The following is a 3,413-nucleotide window of genomic DNA, read 5'->3' on the forward strand; positions in this document are numbered from 1 at the left end:
TTTACCATATATCAAAAATGCCCCCTATAATGCCCCAAAAAAGAAAAGTGACCCCTTAAAAAGTATTGTTTTTATCAAAAAATAGCCTGTTACAAAATAGTTTTGTCGTGGTGGCGGTGGTAATAGCTGATAACTATCATTAAAAGATTATTGATAGTTATTGCTTAATATTCCTCTTGCAGCTCTTTTATGGCGGCTCTTAATTCTTCTTGTGAGTATTGGCTAAGTGGTTGCACGCCTACAAAGTTAAAAACAGGTGGCGTTAATATCTTTGTATTTGTTTCCTGTTTATCCACTACTAAGCCTAATACTTTGGCTTTGCCTAATGTTGCGCTAACCATTGCGGCAGCATTGCCTGATTGCTTGGCAACTTGTCGGGCTTCTTCTAATTCGTCCACTACGTTATCAATGGTTACTTGATTACGTTCTCTTGCTTGTTCCTGCATCGTTTGAACCTCTGCTTTAATAACTGGGTGCTTTAGTAGGTCGTTGGCTTTACGGTGCAAGGTATTAGGCTTTGCATGGCTATTATAAGCACGTTTATAGGCTTCACTTGCATTGCCTAGTTCAAAGTACCATCTCACAAAATCGGCTTGTTTTGGTGTCATATCGTTGCACCTGTAGGGGCTAGTTTGTGGCTAGTGTAAAATGAAAAGATACACTCAAAACTGAGTGCATCTAATCTTGTTCCAGTTTTAACCGTAAGCAAGTTAAAAAGGTATAGGCTTAAACGGTACATACACGCTACGGCCTGATATACACGCTCTATCCACTTGCAAGGCCAATGACTCACGCCTTGCCTGTGCATCATCACGGTTAAGCAATAACGCATCGTAGACGCTGCCCATTGCATAGCCATTTAAGCAGTATTGCGCCTTTTCAACATGACAGTAAGGGCAAGCCAATAAATGATTAAACAAGGGCTTTTCGTAGTGGGTTAATAACTCGGTGGCGGTGTAGGGCGTAACTTTAACGATTGATAGGCGTTCACTTTTAAGCAACTTAAAAGAATCACATTCGCGTATTGCTTCGGGAATCACACGCTTATCTAATCGCTTACAAGTGCCAGTTAAGGATAAATACTCGCACTGGTTGCACTTAACAGTATTGGCCAAAATGACAGAATAACCGCCACCAAAAACAGGGCTATTTGGTAATAACTCTGTTTTGGTAGGCGGCTCTGATTTTTGCTTATTTTCACTAACTGCTACAGCTACACTTGCTACATCTGCTACACATAGAGTCGGATTATCATTTTTTAACGCCTTTTTAGGTTCAACTGTAGCAAGTGTAGCGACTGTAGCTGTAGCAGCTTGCTGTTTTTTACCTTTCCAATCAGCAAAACTCATGTTACACCTCAAACAATTTAGGATTAAGGTGTATTAGTTTCTTTTTGCCTTGATTGACTATTTTGACGCGGTTTAAGTCGATTAAATGGCTAATAGCATCATCAAAACTTGACTTGTTTCTTAATGAATTAGGGCATAACTGTTTAAGTGTTCGGGTGCTAATTTCGGTTGTTTGATGTTCCTTGCAATAATTCAAAAGCCAGTTATCAAGCATGGTTGCATGGCGTAACTCTTTGGATAATGACAGCTCATTAAAGAAGCGTTTTGATTCCATTAAGTGCCAGAACATGATACGTCCTGCACTTCTAAGATGATCTTCTGAGATGTTGCCAGTTATGCCGTGTTCGTACACATGGAATAAGGCTGCTATTCTTGCCACGTTATCGGCTGCTTTGCTTGTTACGTCCTTAATATCTGTTAGCTCTCCACCTGTGCAAAGTTCTTGCTCGGTATCATTATAAAACTCAATCCATGCCTCAAGTGCTTGTTGTGATAAATGCAAAGTGATTGGCTGTAATGCGCCTGTGTTTTCATCAATGGTTAGGTCAGTATTTAATAAGCTAAGAACATGGCTACTAAAGCGTGTGAGATGCGGCCAGTGGCTAGGTGGTGCTTTGTATAAGCGTGTGCCTTGCGTTGACTTAGGCCATGCAATCAAGAATCTTGCACCGAAGCCAATACCCCTTGCTGAGCCATTAGTACCATCAAAAAATGCTCTTACGGTGCTTTCCTGTGTGGCTAAACATAGGGTTAAACGTCTGCCAGTCAATAGCATATTGTTGCTAACGTCTGACCTACCAACAATGATACTGTCACCGTCCCATAATTTATTGATATTGCCCATTGTTCGTGTGGAATTGTCTTTACTCATGCCATGACTACCAAACACGACACCTGCTTCACTTGAAAAAATGCCGCCACTAGGGGAGTTAAAATATAATCCCTTTGTTAATGCTTCTATGGTTGCATCTTCATATAAAAAGGTCGTTCCCTTTGGCTGCATAGGCTTTGTCATTGCGTGTGTTTTGATTTTTTCTTTTAGGTCGTCCGTTGGTTCACCGCTCTTTGATGCTTGGGTTAGTGATGCGTGTAAGCCATTGTTTTGACTATTCCAGATATTAAGCTCGGTTAAGTAATCATTGTTTTGCTCTTTGTCATGGCAAAAATGCTCATCATTTAATTTTTTTATGGCTTTAAGCACTAAGTTATCACAAGCACTTTTTCGCTCTCCTGATTCAGCAATCACCATTAAAAACAAAGATACTGCACCAATTAGGCTATTATCCCTTGATACATTAACCAAGCCTTGTGTGCTTAACGATAACGCGGCTAAAACTGAATTAGCGGCCAATGCTATAGGGCATTGCAAGTAATCAACAATCTCTAGCACTAATAGGCGTAATGGTTCAGGTAATTCATCTATGGGGTAGTCTGTGGCTTCCTGTGGCTCAATAATGGGGTCAGGCTCTTGCCATTGATTACTTAATGGGTTTATCCATCCATTGGCCTTAGCCTCGTTAAAAATGGCCTTATAGCCTGTTCTGTCGGCTTGTAATGAGTGCCACTTGTCTATCGCTTCGGCTCGGTTGTACTTTGCACTTGTGCTTGACCAAGTAAGCCATAACTCTAAGCCTGCATTGCCTAGCGTTTTTAAGTGCATGGCTTGCCTTATCCAGTCGTGATACTCCTCGCATGATAGATAATCTAATGCGCTCTTAATATCGGCTATGGTTTCGTCTGTGGGTGGTAATCCGATTGTAAAATCATCTTTATCTATAGCAGATATAGCAACTATAGCGGCTTGTGGTTTTGTATTTTTATTTTTTTCTAATTCCAAACCTAAACCAACAATTAGCTTATTAACGCTGTACGGATAAAGGTTATCTTGCATGGTACGAATGCGCGTTATAAATGATTCTGCTTTGTTGTGGCTAAATCCTGCTAAACGCATCACACGCGGCAAGTCATTAACGGCTTTATCACCATCAAACTTAGCGGCAAGTGCTTGCTGTAGCTGCTTGAATTGCTCTAACTCGCAATTATTCACAAGCCAGTAGGCGTGCC

Annotated in this window: 3 protein-coding genes; all 3 read right to left on the bottom strand. The window is 40.8% G+C overall.

The window, feature by feature from the left end:
- Positions 1-164 precede the first annotated feature (164 nt).
- Positions 165-608: a terminase small subunit gene (locus Q0212_RS08220; RefSeq protein ID WP_297924394.1), complete on the bottom strand. Its 444-nt coding sequence runs from the start codon at positions 606-608 to the stop codon at positions 165-167.
- Positions 609-710: 102 nt separating this feature from the next.
- Positions 711-1,349, bottom strand: a complete 639-nt coding sequence (locus tag Q0212_RS08225; RefSeq protein ID WP_297924396.1) for a hypothetical protein — start codon at positions 1,347-1,349, stop codon at positions 711-713.
- Position 1,350: 1 nt separating this feature from the next.
- Positions 1,351-3,413 (bottom strand): DUF3987 domain-containing protein (locus Q0212_RS08230; protein WP_297924398.1); only part of this gene is annotated, 2,063 nt, incomplete at its 5' end.

The sequence above is a fragment of the uncultured Agitococcus sp. genome (assembly GCF_937920075.1).
Classification (GTDB): domain Bacteria; phylum Pseudomonadota; class Gammaproteobacteria; order Pseudomonadales; family Moraxellaceae; genus Agitococcus.

What these genes read in the sequence shown, in the direction of transcription:
- Q0212_RS08220 (WP_297924394.1), bottom strand. Translation starts at nt 608, where the DNA reads ATGACACCAAAACAAGCCGATTTTGTGAGATGGTACTTTGAACTAGGC.
- Q0212_RS08225 (WP_297924396.1), bottom strand. Translation starts at nt 1,349, where the DNA reads ATGAGTTTTGCTGATTGGAAAGGTAAAAAACAGCAAGCTGCTACAGCT.